Raw genomic sequence first — 19,359 nt, 5'->3', positions numbered from 1 at the left:
ATGTCTGAACAACACGTACAAGGCACTGACGCGGTAACCGATCTTAACAATGAACTGAAAACTCGTCGCGAAAAGCTGGCGAACCTGCGTGAGCAGGGGATTGCCTTCCCGAACGATTTCCGTCGCGATCATACTTCTGACCAACTGCATGCAGACTTCGACGCGAAAGAGAACGAAGAGCTGGAAGAGCTGAACATCGAAGTGGCTGTTGCTGGCCGCATGATGACCCGCCGCATCATGGGTAAAGCCTCCTTCGTTACCTTGCAGGACGTCGGTGGCCGCATTCAGCTGTATGTGGCTCGTGATGATCTGCCGGAAGACGTTTATAACGATCAATTCAAGAAATGGGATCTTGGCGATATTATCGGCGCAAAAGGTAAGCTGTTTAAAACCAAAACCGGCGAACTGTCTATCCACTGTACCGAACTGCGTCTGCTGACCAAAGCTCTGCGTCCGCTGCCGGACAAATTCCACGGTTTGCAGGATCAGGAAGCGCGCTATCGTCAGCGTTATTTGGATCTCATCTCTAACGATGAATCCCGCAACACTTTTAAAGTGCGTTCGCAAATTCTTTCCGGTATTCGCCAGTTCATGGTGAATCGTGGCTTTATGGAAGTTGAAACCCCGATGATGCAGGTGATCCCGGGTGGTGCAGCAGCACGTCCGTTTATCACCCATCACAACGCGCTGGATCTTGACATGTACCTGCGTATTGCGCCGGAACTGTACCTCAAGCGTCTGGTGGTTGGCGGCTTTGAGCGTGTGTTCGAAATCAACCGTAACTTCCGTAACGAAGGTATTTCTGTGCGTCATAACCCAGAGTTCACCATGATGGAACTCTATATGGCTTACGCGGATTACAAAGATCTGATTGAACTGACCGAATCTCTGTTCCGTACTCTGGCGCAAGATATTCTTGGTAAGACCGAAGTGACCTACGGTGACGTGGTACTGGATTTCGGCAAGCCGTTCGAAAAACTGACCATGCGTGAAGCTATCAAGAAATATCGCCCGGAAACTGACATGGCGGATCTGGACAACTTCGACTCTGCGAAAGCGATTGCTGAATCTCTCGGCATTCACGTTGAGAAGAGCTGGGGCCTGGGCCGTATCGTCACCGAGATTTTCGACGAAGTAGCAGAAGCTAATCTGATTCAGCCGACCTTCATTACTGAATACCCGGCTGAAGTTTCTCCGCTGGCGCGCCGTAACGATACCAACCCGGAAATCACCGATCGCTTTGAATTCTTCATTGGTGGTCGTGAAATCGGTAACGGCTTTAGCGAGCTGAACGATGCAGAAGATCAGGCGCAGCGCTTCCTGGATCAGGTTGCAGCGAAAGATGCAGGCGACGACGAAGCAATGTTCTACGACGAAGATTACGTCACCGCACTGGAACATGGTTTGCCGCCGACAGCCGGTCTGGGGATTGGTATCGACCGTATGGTTATGCTGTTCACCAACAGCCATACCATCCGCGACGTTATTCTGTTCCCGGCAATGCGTCCGGTAAAATAAGCGTTACGCGTATGCACATAACCCCGGCATTTGTCGGGGTTTTTTATTCTCGCTTTGCGAAAACAGATAATACATTTCTGGCTTTGCTATTGGCTGCCTGCATCACCATCCACGGACTAAACGCCCACGGCGTGGCATCAATAGCGCGTAAAACATCTGATAAATCACACCATTGATAATCCATCACTTCATCACCGTTGGGCTGTAACGCGCTGGTAATTCGAGCGGCAAAGACTGGACACATTTCATTTTCGACAATGCCATTCGGGTCAGTGGCGCGATAATGGAAATCTGGATAAACCGGTTCGGGTGGCGTTATTTCCACGCCCAGTTCATAGCGGCAACGGCGGATCACCGCCTCTTCATTGCTTTCGCCCAGTTGCGGGTGACCGCACACCGAGTTAGTCCACACACCTGGCCATGCTTTTTTGCTTAGTGCGCGCCGGGTAACCAGCAGTTGTCCCTTGGCATTAAACAGCCAGCAGGAGAACGCAAGATGTAAGGGGGTGTCTGCCGTGTGTGCGGCATACTTTTCCAGTGTACCCGAGGGGACTCCCTGTGTATTCAGTAAAATGACGTGTTCCGTTTGCATAATTTCTCACATGTAATTCTAATCACTCGTCATTATAGATAACTGAAGAATAAAATGATTAACCAAGTGAGTGTTTATCGGCATCCGCCCGTTTTGAGCGGATGCTGACAGAGAACGGTTATTTAAAAAAGCAGCATCATATATTTGAAGCGACTTTCAATAGCCATTGCCACGCAGTCAGAAATGACAGGAATGGAGATCATTAAGAGCAATAACAGACTGAATATAGTGCGCATTAATAGGTTCATATCATTCACCATGCTCATTTTTCTTTAGCTTGCGCATCAAAAGCCACATGCGCACTGTCCTGACTTTTAAATCTTTATCAGAGACAGATTCCTTTACCAGATCGGCATGATGCTGATAACCATTGAAAAAGACGTTCAACACCACCGCGCTGATAGTTGCCAACATAATGCCGCTATGTAACAACGGTTGTAGTACAGCCGGTAACTTAGAAAAGAAATCATGAGAAAGCGTCGGGGTCATACCCACGCCAAGGCTAATAGCCACGATATACAGGTTGTAGCGGTTGGTGGTGTAGTTACAGCGCGACAGAATACGGATCCCCGTCGCCAGCACCATACCGAACATTACTAACCCTGCGCCGCCTAGTACAAATTGCGGAATGGAAGCCACCAGCACCGCCATTTTAGGTACCATCCCGAACAGGATTAATATGATCCCGGAAGAGATACACACCCAGCGGCTGTGAACGCGCGTCACGCTGACCAGGCCAACGTTTTGCGAAAAGGAAGTATGTGGGAAGCTGTTAAACGTACCGCCGATCATTGTCCCTATGCCATCTACGCGTAGCCCGCGAATAATGTCTTGTGAAGAAAGTTTTCTACCGACAATTTCCCCCAATGCCAGGAACATCCCCATCGACTCAATAAATACGATGATTAACACTGCGGTCATGGTCAGAATGGAAACCGGATCGAAAACTGGCGTACCAAACGACATTGGCGTGACAATGGCGAACCACGAAGCATCATTCAGTCCAGACAGATTCACTTCATTCATCATCCACGACAGCAAGAAGCCAAAAACAATCCCCAACAATACGGCGACATTGGACATAAATCCTTTGGCGTAACGGGTGATAAGCAAGATGAAAATTAAGACAGCGAAGGAAATGGTTAAATAGACCGGATTGCCATATTGTGGATTGCCTTTACCGCCAGCAGCCCAGTCAATGCCGACCTGAATAATACTCAGGCCGATAGAGGTAATAACCACACCGGTAACTAACGGTGGGAATAAAGGCATTAAGCGACCAATAAGTGGTGCTAATAGCGTGGTGATAAAGCCGGCTGCAATGGTCGCGCCAAAAATCCCCAGCAGACCGATATCCGGGTTCATCCCAATGGCAATCATTGGCGTTACTGCCGCAAAAGTCACTGACATAATCACCGGCAGGCGAATCCCCATAAAGCGACCAATGCCGATACATTGCAATAGCGTGACGATACCGCAGCAAAAGAGATCGGAGCTAATCAGCATTGCGATAGCTTCCTTCGAGAGTCCGAGTCTGTCACCAATCATAAGTGGGACGGCGACTGCGCCTGCGTACATAACAAGGACGTGTTGCAGACCGAGTATGATCAGCTTTCCTGGTGATAATATGCGGTCCACCTCATCCGTTGGGCGGTCTTGCCCTGAAGATGAGGAAATTTGAGAATCTATGGCGCTCATCAGTCTTTCTCCTTTCGCTCGCCAGAGTAAAAAGCAACCGTTTACGTTCACTAAAACTCTTTAATGACATGCTCGTGGGATGCCAGTTTTCACAAGAAGGGGAAGTTACAAGATGGAAATGCGGGGGCAATCACATAATCGTGATTAAACCAAGAAAATGGGAATAAAAATTGACAATGAAATTATCTTTAATTTTCTCATATTGATATTTCATTAATCATTCTGGCATGTCGCACTCTCGCATTTAATACTTTTTATCTGGATGGCACTCTTTTGAACGGCGATGTTTAAATATTGAAAGCGGCACAGATTGAGGGGTAATAATCTGATATCTGTCACAAAATTATAATTAAAACTGACTCGCTTGCTCATATATGCCCGTTTATTGCATTGCGACATTTGAGAAGACATAACTCATCAAATGAAAGGGATGCAAATGAACAAGTTTATCGCTGCTGATGCTGCGGAATGTATAGGCTGTCATGCCTGTGAAATTGCCTGTGCGGTGGTCCATAATCAAGAAAACTGGCCGCAGAGTCACGGTGATTTTCGACCCCGTATCCACATTGTTGGGAAAGGTCTGGCTGCAAATCCAGTGGCTTGCCATCATTGCAACAATGCCCCCTGCGTTACGGCTTGCCCGGTAAATGCTCTGACTTTCCAGCCCGATAGCGTACAACTGGACGAACAAAAATGCATTGGTTGTAAAAGATGCGCAATCGCTTGCCCCTTTGGGGTAATTGAGATGGTCGATGCTATTGCGCAGAAATGTGACCTTTGTAACCAGCGCAATTCCGGCGCACAAGCCTGTATTGAAGTCTGCCCAACCCAGGCGTTGTGGCTGATGGATGAGTACGGTTTGCAGCAGATAAAAATGCTACGACAGCGCAGGACGGCGGAGGGAAAAGCATCAGAAAAACCACAATCATCTCGTCGCGAGGCATTGCTCCCCGTCACTCCACGCAAAGGGGCGGATAAAGTTGCAGCGAGCGAGCGGAAGACCCACTTTGGCGAAATTTATTGCGGCCTTGATCAAAAACAAGCGGCGTATGAAAGCGACCGTTGTGTCTATTGCGCCGAAAAAGCCAACTGTAACTGGCATTGCCCGCTGCATAACGCCATCCCTGATTATGTCCGTCTGGTGCAGGAAGGGAAGATTATTGAAGCGGCGGAACTCTGCCACCAGACCAGCTCCTTACCGGAAATTTGCGGCAGGGTATGTCCGCAGGACAGGCTTTGTGAAGGCGCATGTACGTTAAAAGATCACTCTGGCGCAGTCTCTATCGGTAATCTGGAACGCTATATTACAGATACCGCACTGGCGATGGGCTGGCGTCCTGATGTCAGCCAGGTTGTTCCCCGCATAGAAAAAGTGGCGGTGATTGGCGCAGGACCCGCGGGGCTGGGATGTGCCGACATTCTGGCGAGGGCAGGTGTTCATGTTGATGTGTTTGATCGCCATCCAGAAATCGGCGGTATGCTGACTTTTGGCATTCCTCCGTTCAAGCTCGATAAAATGGTATTAAGTCAGCGGCGGGAGATATTCACCGCAATGGGAATCGATTTCCATCTCAACTGTGAAGTTGGCCGCGATATCTCGTTCAACGAGTTAACGGCGGAATATGATGCCGTTTTCCTCGGCATGGGGACTTACGGCATGATGCGTGCTGATCTGCCGCATGAAGATGCGCCTGGCGTCATTCAGGCGCTACCGTTTCTGACTGCCCATACCCGCCAGCTTATGGGATTGCCGGAGTCTGAAGAGTATCCGCTGACAGATGTTGAAGGTAAACGAGTTGTGGTTTTGGGCGGCGGCGATACGACAATGGATTGTTTGCGCACGTCCATCCGCCTGAATGCCGCCAGCGTGACCTGCGCGTATCGCCGTGATGAAGTCAGTATGCCCGGTTCGCGCAAAGAGGTGGTTAACGCGCGCGAGGAAGGCGTTGAGTTTCAGTTCAATGTTCAGCCGCAATATATTGCTTGTGACGATGATGGACGTTTAACAGCGGTGGGCCTGATTCGTACCGCAATGGGCGAGCCGGGCCCAGATGGGCGCCGTCGTCCACGTCCGGTGGCGGGCTCTGAGTTTGAGCTGCCCGCCGATATTCTGATTATGGCCTTTGGCTTCCAGGCTCATGCGATGCCGTGGTTGCAGGGCAGTGGTGTTAAGCTCGATAAATGGGGACTGATTAAAACCGGTGACGAGGGATATTTCGCTACTCAGACGCATCTGAAAAAGGTCTTTGCCGGCGGTGACGCGGTTCATGGTGCGGATTTGGTTGTCACTGCAATGGCGGCTGGACGGCAGGCGGCGCGCGATATGTTAACTATGTTTGATACGAAGGCATCGTGATGAAATCGTTAATTATCGTTAATCCGGCTGACTGTATTGGCTGTCGCACTTGTGAAGTCGCCTGTGTTGTCGCCCATCCGTCAGAACAGGAGTTGAATGCAGATGTCTTTTTACCCCGGCTGAAGGTACAGCGACTGGATAGCATCAGTGCGCCGGTGATGTGCCACCAGTGCGAAAACGCCCCTTGTGTTGGCGCATGCCCCGTGCAGGCGCTGACGATGGGCGAGCAGGTGGTGCAGGCAAATTCTGCCCGTTGTATCGGCTGCCAGAGTTGCGTCAGTGCGTGTCCGTTTGGGATGATCACAGTTCAAATTTTGCCGGGAAAGGTTCGGCCAGAAATCGTGAAATGTGACCTTTGCGAACAGCGGGAAGAGGGACCGGCTTGCGTTGCATCTTGCCCGACGCAGGCGTTGCAGTTGTTAACCGAAGGAGGACTCAGGCGGGTCCGCCAGCAGCGTATTGCTGCCAGCGGCAAGAATCCTCTCTGAAAGAAATCGCCGCGCTGAAAGGCGCGGAGAATCTATTAGATTGCCCAACCACCCGCGTAAAACGCGACCAGTGCGGCAGTAATGATCACCGTACCAATATTGAGTTTGCTCCATTCGCGAGCAAAAACGCGACCCACTACGAGAGTCACAAAGCCCAGCATAATGCCGGTGACGATATTGCAGGTCAGGACGATAAAGACAGCGCAAACCAGGCCCGCCATCGCATCAATAAAGTCATTGAAGTCCAGTTTTGAGACGTTACTTAACATCAGCAGACCCACGTACATCAGTGCGGGAGCTGTGGCGTAACCGGGGATCAGAAACGATAACGGTGATAAAAACAGAATCAACAGGAACAGTAAGCCAACAATAGTCGCTGTCAGACCTGTTTTGCCACCAGCTGCGGTTCCTGCCGCGGATTCGATATAAACCGCCGCAGGCGCAGCGCCCACTAAACCGGAGAATATTGAACTTACTGAGTCACTGGTCAGGGCTTTGCCACCGTTGATGATCTGGTTGTCTTTATCCAACAAATTCGCCTGACCGGCGACTGCGCGGATGGTGCCGGTGGCATCAAATACGGCGGTCATCACCAGCGCCAGTACACTTGGGAGAACGGTTGGCTGGAGAGCTCCCATAATATCGAGGCTGAAAATCAGAGACTTACCATCTTCGCCAGTCAGGCTCGGCATCGCTACCAGACCGTGGTATTTCACCGCGGGATCAAAGATTAAGCCGATTATTGAGATGGCGATAATTACCAGCAAGATCCCGCCAGGTACGCGGCACTTTTCCAGACCGAAAATCACCGCTAGTCCCAGTAAGCTCATCATCACAGGGAAAGAGGTAAATGCCCCGAGCGCAACGGGTAAGCCTTCAACCGGGTTTTTGATAACCATACCAACGCCGTTAGCCGCAATCAGCAGCAGGAACAGGCCGATACCGATACCTGTACCGTGGGCAATACCCATCGGTAAATTGCGCAAGATCCAGGTTCGCACACCTGTCACGGAGATGGCGGTGAAAATGAGGCCCATCAGGAAGACCGCACCCAGTGCGACAGGAACGCTAATTTGTTGCCCGAGGACCAGACTGAATGCGGTAAATGCCGTCAAGGAGATGGCGCAGCCGATCGCCATTGGCAAATTGGCCCACAGCCCCATTAGCAGCGAACCGAAGCCCGCGACCAGACAAGTAGCGACAAAGACCGCAGCAGGAGGAAAACCAGCTTTGCCCAGCATACCGGGAACCACGATTACAGAATAAACCATGGCCAGAAAGGTAGTTAAGCCCGCCAGTACTTCCTGGCGAACGGTACTGCCACGAGCGGTTATTTTAAAATAACTATCCAGCGCGCCCTGTGGCTTTGGTGCGACCGGTGTTTGTAGGATGTCTCCAGACATAATGATGTCCTCACGAGGATGTTAAGGTTTTATTATTAGTTGCGTTCGTACACCAGACGACCATCAACGTAGGTGCGGTAGATCGAACGGTCATCGCCCAACGTCATCATCACGAACAATTTGTCGACTAAAGAAACAGAGTTGTCATAGCGCAGCTGCTGTAGTGGTGTGGCGGTGGGTTCCATCACCACGAAATCAGCCTCTTTGCCCGGTAAAAAGTTGCCAATAAGGTCGTCAAGGCCCAGAGATTTCGCGCCACCAAGGGTGGCAAGGTAAAACGCTTCATACGCGGAGAGTCGATAGCCTTGTAATTGCAATACTTTGTAGGCTTCGTTCAGCGTTTGCAGCATGTTGAAGGTGGTTCCGGCACCAATGTCAGTCCCCATGCCGACTTTGACTTTCTTATTCCATGCTTTTTTCAAGTTGAATAAGCCGCTGCCGAGATAAAGGTTGGAGGTTGGACAAAACGCGATGCTGGATTTGGTTTCGCTGAGACGATCCCACTCTTTTTCTTCGAGGTGGACGCAGTGAGCAAAGACGCAGTTTTTACCTGTCAGGCCATACTGATGGTAAACATCCAGATAACCATCATGTTCAGGATAGAGTGATTTCACCCAGGCAATTTCATCTTTGTTTTCACAGAGATGGGTATGTACCCACGTGTCTGGATACTCTTCTTTCAGGCGTTGTGCCATCGCCATCTGTTCAGGTGAAGATGTTGGTGCGAAGCGCGGCGTAATGGCATATAACAGACGGCCATTTTTATGCCAGCGTTCGATCAGTTCTTTGCTTTGTTGATAGCTACTTTCCGCGGTGTCGAGCAGATAATCTGGCGCATTGCGGTCCATCATCACCTTGCCGGCAATCATGCGCATATTGATATGGCTGGCGGCTTCAAACAGCGCATCCACAGATTGCGGATGAACAGTCCCAAATACCAGTGCCGTGGTAGTGCCGTTACGTAAAAGCTGTTTGATGAAGAACGCCGACATTTCGCGGGCGTACTCTAAATCCTTATAACGGCGCTCAGTAGGGAAGGTGTGTTTATTCAGCCATTCCAGCAACTGCTCGCCATAGGCACCGACCATTTCACTCTGCGGATAATGGATATGCGTATCGACAAAGCCCGGTACTATCAATTTGCCGCGATAGTCACGAACGCGAATGGTGTCAGGAATTTGATGTTTTCCGTCTTCCCATTTGCCAAACCATTCCACTTTCCCTTGTTTAATGAGTAATAAACCATCCTCAATAAAACGCAGCGCAGAGGCAATTTCTTCTGGGTTATCGACTGTACGGGTGACATCAATAAAACTGCCTCGTACCGCTTTTAACGTGTGTTCTCCTGACATCATTGACTCCTTTACTTTTAATCCATCTCTTCCGCTGAGGTAATACCAGGCAGAACGTTTTCCTGTCGGTAGCCTCCAGGGAGGATAATATTTAATAAAATCGCAGTTAACCCGCCAGCACAAATAGGGTTTTCAACTAATACATAAATAGAGGCTGGCAATATTTTAAAAATTTCGGGGTCGTAGGAGACGCCAAGCCCTAAACCTAAAGAAGTGGCGACAATAAGTGTTTCACGGCGCTTTAAGCCATTGGTGATAATGATGCGAATACCGGCAATGGCAATCATGGAAAACATCAACGTCATTGCGCCACCCAGAACTGCCGAGGGAATGGTGGTGAAGAAGCCGCCGATCATCGGAAATAACCCGAGGATAACCAGCATTACCGCGATGGTTCGTCCGATATAACGTGAAGCGACGCCGGTCATCTGAATAACACCGTTATTTTGCGCAAAGGTGGTTAATGGTAATGAGCCGACTGCGGAGGCGATAACAGAAACCAGGCCATCTGCCAGCACGCCGCCTTTCAGGCGTGACTGATATTCTTCCCCCTGAATTGGTCGGCGGGAAACCATTGCCGTGGCGGTGATATCGCCCACGGCTTCCAGTACGCTAAGTAAGTAGATAGTACCGACGACAAGGAACTGATGGAAACTGAAACTAAACCCGTATTTGAAGGGATGGGGAATGGTAATGAGAGGCAGATTGCGCATACTGCTGAAATCCACCATGCCCAGGCATAACGATGCGATATAACCGACGCATAGCCCAATGGCGATCCCTCCCATGCGTAGCAACGGACTGCGGCAGCAGTTAAAGCCGATCACCACAATCAAAACCAATAAACCCACGCCGAGATGTTCGTAATTGCCGAACGTGCCGCTGCTTTTGGCCGCAAATCCACCGCCAAAATCGATAATGCCGACTTTAATCAGACTTAAGCCGATCATCAGTACCACAATACCGCTGACGGTAGGCGTAATAACCCGACGTAAATAGGGCAGTATAAAAGAAGAGCCGACAACCAGAAATGCGCCAACGAAGGAGACGCCGAGGAGCGACGACATGATTAACTCTTCGTGAAAACCGTCGCTTTTCATGCTGCTACCCAGCGCAATCATGACTGTCACAAATGAAAAATTGACTGACTGAATAGAGAGTAAACCGGAACCTATAATTCCATAGCGATTTACCTGCAACCAGGTACCAATACCAGAAGCGATCATCGCCATGGAAACCAGGTAGGCAGTGGTTTCTGCGGAAAGTTGTAAGGTCGCACCCACAATTAACGCGGGAGTTACCATGGGAACGAAAATTGCCAACAGATGGGTAATTGCACCAACGAGAGCCTGATGAAAGGGAGGGCGATCCTCCAGTTCAAATATAAGGTCAGAACCTGCATGGTTTATATCAGACATCCCTTCACTCCTTTTAAAGTAAATTTGATCATCTGAATCAGTAAAATAAATTCCCACGAATTTGGGGCGCAGGACGCCTTGAGAACGGCCTATCTCATTTTCGCAGTTACTATTTAGTTATCGTTCAAACAGAGAAACAGGCCGCCGAAGCGGCCATTTATTACTTATATTTTTTCCAGCGCAGTGAGTATTTTCTCCGGAGTGAAATGCCATTCGCGTAACCAGATGCCGCAGGCATCGTGAATTGCGGTGGCAATCGCCGGAGCTGCGCCATTTACACCGATTTCCGAGATCGATTTCGCCCCAAATGGGCCGACTTTATCGTCGCTTGGCACCAGCACGGCGCGGAAATCACGCGGAATATCACCGATTTTCGGTGCACCGTAACTGCGCAAATCACGCGTTAACGGGTGACCTTCGGCGTCATAAATGATTTCTTCGCTCATGCTGTGGCCGATAGCCCGGAGGGTAGCGCCGTAGATCTGCCCCAACGCTAACTCCGGGTTGACCGGAGTACCGCAATCCAGCAAGGCGTAGAATTTATCCAGGCGGATTTCACCGGTACGTGTATTGACGGCCACTTCAGCGAAGTTTGCCCCATACGGGAAGGCGAAATCAGGTGTGATGTAACTGGCGGTTCCCACCAGTGAACCAAAGCCGGTACCGGTTTCGCCTTTATGGGCAATATCCCCGAAACTCACTTCGCCTTTCTTGCCGCGCACGACGCCCGGCGTTGCCAGTTGAACATCTTCCAGTGGCTCACCCAACATTTGTGCACCGTGGAACAGGATTTTCTCCCGCAGATTTTCCGCTGCCATCCGCGCCGCGTTGCCCGAGAAACAAGTACCGGACGAGGCATACGCGCCTTTATCAAACAGCGCATGATCGGTGTCACCGGAGATTACATGCACGTCCTGCGGTGGGCAGTGCAGCACTTCTGCTGCCAGTTTCGTCACTACAGTATCCAGGCCGGTACCAATATCCGCACCACCGGAATGAACGATAAAGGTACCGTCCGATTCCAGTTTGATCATGCAGTTAGCCTGATCGATATCCGGGATCCCCGATTTCTGCATGATAATGGCGACGCCACGACCTGTGCGCCAGTCGCCTTCTTGTGATTTCGGCGAAGACCATTGGATCATTTCACGACCCTGACGCAGGATCTCTTCCAGTGCGCAGCTGGCAGCAGAAGGAACGGAGGTTGGCGCTTTACCTTCACCAATTGCGCCGAGTATCTTCAGCTCTTGCCCTTCGTGTACCCGGTTACGTTCGATAATTTCCAGCTGGTCGATCTGCAACTGTTCAGCCAATTCCGCTAATGCCATGGTGATAGCGAAGTTACCTTTCGGTGCGCCATAACCTTGATAAGCACCATTTGGGCAAATGTTGCTGTAGTAGGTGGTGACCTGGAAATCGACGTTATCGCACGGATATAACGGCAGCGACAGCGCCGGTCCGTTACACGGTACGGTGAGTGAGTGGTTGCCGTAAGGGCCAGTGTTGGCGCGAAAATCCATCTTCACTGCAGTGAGGCGACCATCTTTTTTGGCCCCCAGTTTGACGGTGACTTTCGCAACGTGACGAGAGGTGTTGGCAATAAACTCTTCTTCACGGGTGTAGCGGAAAAGTACCGGACGCCCGGTTACGCAGGTCGCCCAGGCGCACACTTCTTCCAGCAGGATGTCTTGTTTAGAGCCAAAACCGCCGCCTACGCGTTCTTTAATGACATGAACTTTATGTTGTTTCATGCCCACAAGGCGCGCAACCTGGCGGCGTAAGTGCCATGGTACCTGGGTGGAGGCGTGGATCACCAGACGATCGCCGTCCATACGGGTAAAGCAGATATGTGTTTCAGTCGGGCATTGCTGCGCCTGAGTTGAGTTATAGGTTCGCTCAATGACCACATCGGCATCGGCGAAGCCTTTATCCATATCGCCAATATGACCATGAATACTGGCGGCGATATTTTTACGTGGGCGAGAACCGATAGGGAAGTTGATGATCATATGCTCGCCGCGCTGGGTTGCATGATTGTTGTCGTCTTCCAGAGTATCTGGCGCACCAGCGACATACACCACCGGCTCATCATGCACGACAGGTGCATCTTCCGCCATTGCTTCGTCAATCGACATTACCGGCTTAAGCACTTCATATTCGACGTCGATGAGCTTCAGTGCTTCGAGCGCGATCTCTTCACTTTCAGCTACTACCGCAGCAACGCGATCGCCGACGTGACGCATTTTCTTGCCGAACATGCGTCGGTCAAGCGGCGACGGTTCCGGTGCGCTCTGACCACCAGGGGTGTAGTAGATATCCGGGCAATTCAGGTGAGTAATAACGTGAACAACGCCCGGTAAAGCTTCGGCTTTGCTGACATCCAGATGGGTAATCAGTGCGTGAGCGTGTGGGCTACGTAACATTTTAATGACGCAGGCGTCAGCCGTTACGCGGTCTTCAACATAGCAAGGTTTCGCCTGCACCATTTTGGCCGCGTCGGTTTTAGGATAGTGCTTACCAATAACTTCAAGGTCATCGCGGAAAGTCGGGGCGATATCAATAGTGGCCTGTGGGTTATTTTTACGTGCAACAGCCAGTTCAATGACCTGGTAGTATTGCTGCCAGCCAGCATCGCGGCTGAACAGGCCAGAAAGCGCATCGTCGATCTCATCCCGGGTTGGTGCGGCGATGCGATCGAGAAGATCGGTGATAATCAGAGCCGCAGCCGGATCGTTATAACCAGACTGCACCACGCCAACATCAACCATTGCCTGTTGAACCAGACTTAATTCGTTCCATTTGCCTAAGGATTCAGCGGTGAGAATGTCTGCGTTTTCTAACTGTGCTGCAATCAACAAGGAGGCGTTAAGGATATTACCGTTAAAAAGAATCGCGTCAGAACCGGCAAAACCGAAACCATCATCACTGTTGCGCACAGAGTGCATGCCCATGCCAAACAACAGCTTTTGCACGTTTTCACCAGGATTGACCTTTAGCTCCTGGGGCGCGCCATTTAAAGTAAAGTGGATGATCATACGGCTTCCTCCCCAGCCTGTTGGCAGTCGGCATACAGGTCGGCTACCAGAACTCCCGTGATATAGCGTTTATACGCTACGCTACCCCGCAAATCTTCCTGGGGGAAAATGACGTTGGCGACGGCTTGTTCCAGCGCGCTGCCTTCCAGATTTTGTTTTTCGACATCGTGCAGACGCAGTGCTTTACTGGTTACGCCATCCAGCGCAATTCGCATACCATCGTGGTCAGTTAACGCAACGGCTGCAGTAACCACCGTTAACCCCGCCTGGGAACGGCTAATTTTACGGGTCGCACAGGTGCGGTACGGATCTTTAATGATAATTTCGGTTAGCAGGCGATCGCATGGGCAGGCCAGATAGCTCTCAATCGATAGTGTTTCACCATTGCCAAAAACCAGTTCAGCATCCAGAGCCAGCAGAACGGGAAGCAACACCGATTCTTCCTGCTGGGCGGCGATTTCGCCACCAATCGTCGACTGATTACGAATATGGCGAGAGTAAACAAAACCGAGTGCTTCACGCAGTGCTGCAGGAATAAAGCGAGCATCACGTAGTGGCTGTAAGCGAGACATTGCACCAATACGCAGTGCGCCGTTATCCCAGTCAACCCAGTCCAGTTCCAGATCCTGTAAGGAAATGGCAATCTTTTTATCGGTACGAGTTGGTGTGGCGTTGAGTTTGCTGCCCCCGGCAAACCAGACTGCTTCATCCTGGTAGCGGCGCTTCAGTTCCAGCGCCTGTTCGACAGAGTCGGGCCTGAAAAATTGTTCAATCATCTTCTTTCCTTATTTAACCCTCTTCCCTGAAGAAAGAGGGTATCTGTCATTTATGCCAGCGCATCCATCCGACGCCACATACTGGCGGCGGCTTTTCTGGCTTGCGCATAAATGGAATCGCAATCGAAGTTAAACTGACGGTCTTCATAGACCATCACGCCGTTGACCATCACGCTGTGAACGCTGCCTGAACCCATACCGAAAGCGATATGCCCGGCGATATTGTCTGCCAGCAGCGGCGTCGGCGAGTTGTAATCGCAAATGGTTAAATCGGCTTTATAACCTGCTTCCAGCAGGCCAAATTTTGCGCCAAAGTTGCGGCTCATCAGTTCGTTGCCATTAGCCAGGGCTTTGGCAAAACTGTCAGGCCATAGCGGACCACCCGCATCGCGATGTTTAAAGAAGGCAAATTTCATCTCTTCAAACATGTCCGAACCAATGCCATCCGTTCCCAACGCCAGATTGCGGATGTCGCTAAGATGATGGTTGTAGCCGACATGGTTGTTCATGTTTGAACGGGCGTTATGCACCAGGAACGCATCATGCTGATTGAGCAGAGCAATATCTTCTTTCGACAAATACAGCCCGTGAGCAACCAACGTTTTGCTGTCGATGAGATCGAATTGCGCCAGTCGTACCAGCAGGTCTTTTCCGTGCCAGTGATGGCTGTGAGAAACGTCGTAAAGGTCTTCAGCGGCGTGAATGTGTAAACCACGCCCAGTAGCTTTCACGGCTTCGCGCAGCATTTCCAGCCCGGCATCCGGCACTGTAAACGGGGCGTGAGCGCCGATATGCGCTTCCACCAGATACGGCTCGCTTGCCGCTTTCTTCGCCTCATCAATTTGACGGGCGAAGCGGATGTTTTCTTCTACCCCTTCCTGCAACTCTTTAATGCCGTTGTTACGGTCAGTGGTTTCAAAACAGGTCATCGCGCGCAGGCCAACTTTTAAAAATGCGTTGCGCAGCGTTGAGAGCGACCCGCCGATATACGCCGGAGAGGCGTGGTGATCGATAACCGACGTACATCCGCTCTTAATCGCTTCCAGTGAACAAATCAGTCCGCTGTAATAGAGCGATTCTTCATCAAGGGCGCGATCGAGTCGCCACCAGAGATTTTTCAGCGTTGAGATGAAATCCGGGCAGGGGGCAATGTTCGCCATGATCCCGCGGGAAAGCCCCGAGTAAAAATGGTTGTGCGAGCAAACGATCCCTGGCATTACAATCCGACCATGCATCTCTTTGTAGCTGGCTTCAGGGTAGCGGTGTGTCAGGGCGTCGCCGATAGCGATAATCACATCATTTTCAATGGCAATATCGACGCCTTCCTGCACTTTTGCCGGGTACAACTGAACTGCGGTGACATTCTTCAGAATCAACATGATTACACCTCCACGCGGCCCAGCAGATAATGATGGTGCTGGTGGACATGGCTAATGATGCGGCACATATCGTTCAGCTCTGGCGGTACGTTGTTGAACTGGCCTTCGCTATCGATATTCAACACCCAGCTTTGGTTATTCAGACGCACGCGTACCCGACAATCTTCCACCAGGAAGCCAGGGTTGCTGCTGTTATCAAAGTCTTGCGACAGGCTAAAGACGGTGATTTTGTCTTTGTACGGTTTTCCGTTCCACGGGCAGAACTGGGCGCAGTTGCCGCATTCGTTGCAGTAGGCGTCCAGGTGCAGCGTCTGGAAACGGTTCTGGAATCCGGGGACTGCAATCGAGACGTTGGCACGGTTCGGACAGACATCCACACACTTGCTGCAAACGTAGTTACATTCAAGACAACGAGCGGCTTCCTGAGCGACAAACGCGTCACGATCATCGCTGTTCACCAGGGTGACAGAGATATCGCCTTTGCGTTGGTAGATTTCCGCAGGGTTGACGTTGTTCCAGTATTTATCGCTTTGGTGGGAACGGATATTTTCCCGACTAAGGATGGCATCGGTAGCCCGACGCGCGGTTCCGACAGCCGCAACAATGGAGGAAGGTCCGCGCTGTACGTCGCCGATCATAAAGACGTCAGTCAGGCGGGTTTCACCGTTATGGTCGACGTCTGGCCAGCCGTTTTTGTCCAGCGGCACGCCCATCGTATTCAGGGCTTCAGTATCCTGCTGTTCGCCAATGGCGGTGATCAGACTGTCTACGTGCAGCGTTACTGTTTCGTTGGTTTCAACCGGACGGCGACGACCTTTCTCATCAGGTTCGCCAAGTGACATGACGCGTAAGGTTAAGGTGCCATCAGCATCGAAACGTTCCGGATTGTTCAGGAAACGGAACTCCACGCCGTCGTGCAACGCTTCTTCATATTCTTCGCGCCACGCAGGCATCTCTTGCAATGAACGACGGTAAACCACAGTCGATTTTTCAACGCCAGGCACGCGTAACGCCGCACGGGCGCAGTCCATTGCGGTGTTACCCGCACCGACAACCACCACATGTTTACCCAGCTTGAGTGCCGCGCCTTTGTTGTACTCGCGCAGGAAGGGGAGAGACTTCCAGACATTCTGGTTATCGCCCGCCAGTTTCACACCGCTGTTTTTGTCAGTACCGGTGGCGATAAGAACGTAGTGGAAGCCCTGATTTTTTAACTGTTCGACGGTCAGGTCCGGCGAGCAACCGTACTCAAATTTCACGCCGTGATCGGCAACAAAATCGATATCGTGCTGAATTAATTCAGCCGGGATACGGAACTGGGGAATGATATTTTTCACCACGCCGCCCGCGTTAGCTTCGCGTTCAAACAGCGTGACCGGATGGCCTGCTCTGGCAAGAAAGTAACCTGCTGCCAGACCCGCCGGGCCTGCACCAATCACAGCAACCGGATGGCGTGAACCGGAGCCGGCTGGTTTGTGCCAGCGTTGCTTATATTCATCCCAGCCTTTTTCCAGGGCGACTTTTTTCAGTTCGCGGATATTCAGCGCACTGTCGTAATCCAGACGAGTACAGTTGTACTGGCACTGGTGATCGCAAATATGACCGGTAATAGCGGGCAGGGCGTTGCGTTGGTAGATAAGTTCCAGTGCGTCAGCATAGCGGTGTTCGCCAAGCAGACGAATGTATTCCGGAATATCTTGCTTGATGGCGCAGGCAGTAACACAGGGTGCAACGTAGCAGTCGGTCAGCGGCAGGTCTTCCGCCACTTCAATACGCTCTTCTGGCTTCCAGTGTTTCTGGGTGTATTCCATGGTTAGCGCATCTGCTGCCAGCCTGTTCAGCCGTTCGACGTCAACACGGTTAAGCCCCCAGGCGTCTGAGTCTTCCAGCTCGCGCATGCAGGCACTTAAGCGCAGATAGCCGCCAGGTTTCAGCAGGTCGGTTGCCATGGTGATGGGGCGAATACCCGTATCGAAAATATCGCGGATAGTTAACTGGCTGGCACCACCGGAATAAGAGATGGGCAGTTTGCCGTCAAAGGCGCGGGAAAGAACGGCTGCGACATTGATGGAGAGCGGGAACAGCGCACGCCCGGACATATACATCTCTTCGCCAGGCAGTGCGCCTTTATTGTTGATGGTGCCGAGGGTGTTAGTCAGTTTGACGCCAAAGCCGAGTGATTTTTCTTTCGCCAGCGCCATCAGGCGTTCCAGCATTTCCAGCGCCTGGGTTAGCTTGAGGTCGTGATCAAATGACTCTTCTTTTAAGCCAATGTAATCGAAACCACAGCTATCGAGAATCTCGCGCACTCGCGCGTAACCCAATAAAGTCGGGTTGAGTTTCACGAAGGTATTCAGCTCTTTTTCTTCCAGCATGTAACGGCAAATGGCTTCGATTTCATGTGGAGGGCAGCCGTGCATCGTGGAGAGAGTTACGCCTTGTACCATGCTGGTGGGGATACGTGCCGATAAGGCCTGCAAACTTTCACGTTTTTCCTGCAAACCGTGGCGGGCTAAAAATGCGTCATTCTGGAGTAGTTTATGAAGAGTATCGCGGTATTGTGCAAACTTCGGATGTGCAGACGCATCCATCATATTATCGATGAACTGCTGCATGGGTGGTTGTTTTATGCCTTCGAGGTTGTAACCGACGCTCATATTAAAGATGAACGATTTACCAGAATCAGAAGGCTGGAACATTGCTTCGAGAAGATGCAGGGCGAACCAGGCTTTGAGGTATTCATCCCACGCTTTAAGCAGGGTAAATTCGGTGGACCATTCGGTGTTAAAACACTCGTCTTCGGCGTCGATACAGGGCTTTTCCAGCTCCAGTCGGTCAAGAATTTGGACGGTTTTTAGTTCGATGAAGCGTCCACCAGTCAGCCAGGAAGTGACGATGTTTTGTGCGAGTTGCGTATGCGGACCTGCGGCGGGGCCGACAGGTGTCGCACAGGTTTCACCGAAAACACTGACAGATTTACCTTTTGCGGGTGAGTAAAACTGTTGCTCGGGAATACCAAAGATTGAGCGTTGTTGTTGGTATTCATCAAATATGCGCGTCAAAAGTTCCTCAAACGGAATGGGACGCATAATATCCCCCATAACCCTCTCCTTAGCTTACACAGATATCATTGAGTGACCGGTATTGAGAAATCCGGTGGTTTAGGGGATAGAGCAACAATCGCACCACTCTTACCAGGTTTGCCGGGCAATATAAAAAAATGTGAGGCGGCTCGAAACTTAATGGCTTTTTGTGAATGATCTCACAGGTGTTAAATGAGAATTAAAATCACTCCCTGGTTTTATTGTTGTCAGGAGTTTTATCACTTTTTCTCATTTCTCAAA

Annotated in this window: 13 protein-coding genes; 3 read left to right on the top strand and 10 right to left on the bottom strand. The window is 50.9% G+C overall.

All coding sequences use genetic code 11. The features are described from left to right. Window positions 1-1,518: a lysine--tRNA ligase gene (lysS, locus tag H9644_RS06690; protein WP_191773843.1), complete on the top strand. Its 1,518-nt coding sequence runs from the start codon at window positions 1-3 to the stop codon at window positions 1,516-1,518. A gap of 43 nt (window positions 1,519-1,561) precedes the next feature. Here the strand turns inward: lysS and idi are convergent, their stop codons facing one another. From idi to uacT, 3 genes are all read right to left on the bottom strand, one after another. Next, window positions 1,562-2,110 carry an isopentenyl-diphosphate Delta-isomerase gene (gene idi / locus H9644_RS06685; protein ID WP_064529796.1) on the bottom strand — a complete coding sequence of 183 codons (549 nt, stop codon included), beginning with the start codon at window positions 2,108-2,110 and terminating at the stop codon, window positions 1,562-1,564. Between the two features lie 122 nt (window positions 2,111-2,232). Next, window positions 2,233-2,358, bottom strand: a complete 126-nt coding sequence (locus H9644_RS06675) for a hypothetical protein (RefSeq protein ID WP_064529875.1) — start codon at window positions 2,356-2,358, stop codon at window positions 2,233-2,235. Window position 2,359: 1 nt separating this feature from the next. Then, window positions 2,360-3,808, bottom strand: a complete 1,449-nt coding sequence (uacT, locus tag H9644_RS06670; protein WP_064529797.1) for a urate/proton symporter UacT — start codon at window positions 3,806-3,808, stop codon at window positions 2,360-2,362. A 436-nt stretch (window positions 3,809-4,244) separates the two neighbouring features. Between uacT and ygfT the strand changes: the two genes are divergently transcribed. Both ygfT and H9644_RS06660 read left to right on the top strand, forming a co-directional pair. Beyond that, the gene (gene ygfT, locus H9644_RS06665; protein ID WP_191773841.1) at window positions 4,245-6,164 is read left to right on the top strand and encodes a formate-dependent uric acid utilization protein YgfT; all 1,920 of its coding nucleotides are present in this window, start codon (window positions 4,245-4,247) and stop codon (window positions 6,162-6,164) included. Beyond that, a complete protein-coding gene (locus H9644_RS06660; protein ID WP_064529799.1) occupies window positions 6,164-6,652 on the top strand; it encodes a 4Fe-4S dicluster domain-containing protein in 489 nt (162 codons plus the stop codon). The genes ygfT and H9644_RS06660 overlap by 1 nt, the downstream gene beginning before the upstream one ends. 35 nt (window positions 6,653-6,687) lie before the next feature. Here the strand turns inward: H9644_RS06660 and ghxQ are convergent, their stop codons facing one another. The 7 genes from ghxQ to ygfK all read right to left on the bottom strand — a co-directional run bounded on the left by ghxQ (window position 6,688) and on the right by ygfK (window position 19,116). Further along, window positions 6,688-8,055 (bottom strand): guanine/hypoxanthine transporter GhxQ, encoded by a 1,368-nt coding sequence (ghxQ, locus tag H9644_RS06655; RefSeq protein WP_191773839.1) that lies wholly within the window; start codon window positions 8,053-8,055, stop codon window positions 6,688-6,690. 35 nt (window positions 8,056-8,090) lie between these two features. Then, window positions 8,091-9,407: a guanine deaminase gene (guaD, locus tag H9644_RS06650; protein ID WP_064529801.1), complete on the bottom strand. Its 1,317-nt coding sequence runs from the start codon at window positions 9,405-9,407 to the stop codon at window positions 8,091-8,093. Between the two features lie 17 nt (window positions 9,408-9,424). Then, a complete protein-coding gene (xanQ, locus tag H9644_RS06645; RefSeq protein WP_191773837.1) occupies window positions 9,425-10,825 on the bottom strand; it encodes a xanthine/proton symporter XanQ in 1,401 nt (466 codons plus the stop codon). 164 nt (window positions 10,826-10,989) lie between these two features. Beyond that, on the bottom strand, window positions 10,990-13,860 hold the full coding sequence (locus H9644_RS06640; protein WP_191773835.1) for a molybdopterin-dependent oxidoreductase Mo/Fe-S-binding subunit: 2,871 nt from the start codon (window positions 13,858-13,860) through the stop codon (window positions 10,990-10,992). Further along, on the bottom strand, window positions 13,857-14,636 hold the full coding sequence (ygfM, locus tag H9644_RS06635) for a molybdopterin-dependent oxidoreductase FAD-binding subunit (RefSeq protein ID WP_191773833.1): 780 nt from the start codon (window positions 14,634-14,636) through the stop codon (window positions 13,857-13,859). Before ygfM ends, H9644_RS06640 begins: the two co-directional genes overlap by 4 nt. Before the next feature lie 50 nt (window positions 14,637-14,686). After that, on the bottom strand, window positions 14,687-16,015 hold the full coding sequence (ssnA, locus tag H9644_RS06630; RefSeq protein ID WP_191773831.1) for a putative aminohydrolase SsnA: 1,329 nt from the start codon (window positions 16,013-16,015) through the stop codon (window positions 14,687-14,689). A gap of 2 nt (window positions 16,016-16,017) precedes the next feature. Further along, window positions 16,018-19,116 carry a putative selenate reductase subunit YgfK gene (gene ygfK / locus H9644_RS06625; RefSeq protein ID WP_064529806.1) on the bottom strand — a complete coding sequence of 1,033 codons (3,099 nt, stop codon included), beginning with the start codon at window positions 19,114-19,116 and terminating at the stop codon, window positions 16,018-16,020. Window positions 19,117-19,359: the final 243 nt, after the last annotated feature.

It is taken from the genome of Escherichia whittamii, from assembly GCF_014836715.1.
Classification (GTDB): Bacteria; Pseudomonadota; Gammaproteobacteria; order Enterobacterales; family Enterobacteriaceae; genus Escherichia; species Escherichia whittamii.
The sequence above is the reverse complement of the archived record's forward strand: the minus strand, read 5'-3'. Positions and strand labels throughout refer to the sequence as shown.

What these genes read in the sequence shown, in the direction of transcription:
- lysS (WP_191773843.1), top strand. Translation starts at nt 1, where the DNA reads ATGTCTGAACAACACGTACAAGGCACTGACGCGGTAACCGATCTTAAC.
- idi (WP_064529796.1), bottom strand. Translation starts at nt 2,110, where the DNA reads ATGCAAACGGAACACGTCATTTTACTGAATACACAGGGAGTCCCCTCG.
- H9644_RS06675 (WP_064529875.1), bottom strand. Translation starts at nt 2,358, where the DNA reads ATGAACCTATTAATGCGCACTATATTCAGTCTGTTATTGCTCTTAATG.
- uacT (WP_064529797.1), bottom strand. Translation starts at nt 3,808, where the DNA reads ATGAGCGCCATAGATTCTCAAATTTCCTCATCTTCAGGGCAAGACCGC.
- ygfT (WP_191773841.1), top strand. Translation starts at nt 4,245, where the DNA reads ATGAACAAGTTTATCGCTGCTGATGCTGCGGAATGTATAGGCTGTCAT.
- H9644_RS06660 (WP_064529799.1), top strand. Translation starts at nt 6,164, where the DNA reads ATGAAATCGTTAATTATCGTTAATCCGGCTGACTGTATTGGCTGTCGC.
- ghxQ (WP_191773839.1), bottom strand. Translation starts at nt 8,055, where the DNA reads ATGTCTGGAGACATCCTACAAACACCGGTCGCACCAAAGCCACAGGGC.
- guaD (WP_064529801.1), bottom strand. Translation starts at nt 9,407, where the DNA reads ATGTCAGGAGAACACACGTTAAAAGCGGTACGAGGCAGTTTTATTGAT.
- xanQ (WP_191773837.1), bottom strand. Translation starts at nt 10,825, where the DNA reads ATGTCTGATATAAACCATGCAGGTTCTGACCTTATATTTGAACTGGAG.
- H9644_RS06640 (WP_191773835.1), bottom strand. Translation starts at nt 13,860, where the DNA reads ATGATCATCCACTTTACTTTAAATGGCGCGCCCCAGGAGCTAAAGGTC.
- ygfM (WP_191773833.1), bottom strand. Translation starts at nt 14,636, where the DNA reads ATGATTGAACAATTTTTCAGGCCCGACTCTGTCGAACAGGCGCTGGAA.
- ssnA (WP_191773831.1), bottom strand. Translation starts at nt 16,015, where the DNA reads ATGTTGATTCTGAAGAATGTCACCGCAGTTCAGTTGTACCCGGCAAAA.
- ygfK (WP_064529806.1), bottom strand. Translation starts at nt 19,116, where the DNA reads ATGGGGGATATTATGCGTCCCATTCCGTTTGAGGAACTTTTGACGCGC.